General features: G+C 74.6%; 2 protein-coding genes. One reads left to right on the top strand and one right to left on the bottom strand.

The features are described from left to right. Positions 1-450 (bottom strand): phosphotransferase (locus D180_RS12495; RefSeq protein WP_017913058.1); only part of this gene is annotated, 450 nt, incomplete at its 3' end. A gap of 421 nt (positions 451-871) precedes the next feature. Between D180_RS12495 and D180_RS12490 the strand changes: the two genes are divergently transcribed. Beyond that, positions 872-1,325, top strand: a 454-nt coding sequence (locus D180_RS12490; protein WP_017913057.1) for a glycosyltransferase, incomplete at its 3' end; no start/stop codon positions are given.

Here is a 1,325-nt window from a genome sequence, read left to right as displayed (position 1 = left end):
CAGCGCGCGGCCGGCGGCGGCGGCCTGCGCGGTGTCGGCGAAGGGCGTCCACGACATCGCCTCGCGATAGCGGTCTTCGCCCGCGCCGGCGCGCATCACCTCGTAGGTCCAGTGGCCGCGCCGCACGGCGCTGGCGCCGTCGCGGTCGCGCAGCACCTCCGGCACCGGCACACCCTGCGCGCGCAGATGCGCGATGAAGGCGTGCTCCTCGCCCAAGGCATGCAGGTCGCGCACGCGGCGGTGATGGCGCTTGACGAACAGCGTGCCGACGCCGGTCTCGACCTCCGCCGCCGCCGAAAACGGGCGCGGGCTGTGCCAACGCAAGGCGTGCAGGCGGCCGGGCAGGGCGTACTGCTGCAGCAGGGCTTCCACCTCGCCATCGGACAGCGGCGGCCAGTCGGCGGCCACGGTCTGCATGCCCATGCCGTGCATCTGGTGGCGGGCGCTCATGCGCGTGCCTCGCGGTGCCGGCACGACCCGGCGCGCCGTGCCAGCGGCCGCAGCCTGGGCATGCCATGCGCCACAGCGCGGCCCTTGCGGGTGGTTGGTCTAGACCAGAAGCGAGGAGGCCTGGGACAGGGCCCGGTCGCGCGATCGGGAGCGGAGAAGCGGGCGCCGCCGGCGTCTCGGCATGCGCGCGGGCTCAGGCGGCGCGCGCGGTCTGCGGGGTGGGGCGGCAGCCTGGGACAGGAAACAACGCTGACCGGCATCTGCACTGGGCGAAGGAGAGGACACGGATCGCTCCGTCTCCCATGCGCGCGGGGCCGCAGGCGGCCGCGCAGCGCACGGGGCGCAGAGTATGCGCGGCAATCGCCGCCGCCGCCATGCCCGCCGTGCGCGTGGCGGGCGGCACATGCGGGATAATTGGCGGATGAGCGAACAGCAGATAGCCGTGGTGGTGGTGACCTACGAGAGCGGCAGCACCATCGATGCCTGTCTGCAGCGGTTGCGCGCGGCGGCCGAGGTGGCGCAGATCCGCGTGGTCGACAACGCCTCGCGCGACGACACCCTCGCCGTGGTGCAGCGGCACGCGCTGGACGATGCGCGGGTGCGCTTCATCGCCAATCCCGACAACCCCGGCTTCGCCACCGCCTGCAACCAGGGCGCCGCGGCCAGCGACGCGCCGTGGCTGGCCTTCGTCAATCCCGACCTGATGGTCGAGCCCGACACCCTGGCCCAGTTGCGCGCGCAGGCCGCCGCGCTCGGCGAGGCGCTGCTGGGCGTGGAGCAGGTCGACGAGCACGGCCGCGCCGACGCCGCGGTACGCCGCCGCGATCCGGACTTCGCGGCGATGCTGCGGCATCCCCTGGCCGGCTCGCGGCTGG

The organism is Xanthomonas sp. SHU 166 (assembly GCF_000364685.1).
GTDB classification, from domain to species: Bacteria; Pseudomonadota; Gammaproteobacteria; order Xanthomonadales; family Xanthomonadaceae; genus Xanthomonas_A; species Xanthomonas_A sontii.
The sequence above is the reverse complement of the archived record's forward strand: the minus strand, read 5'-3'. Positions and strand labels throughout refer to the sequence as shown.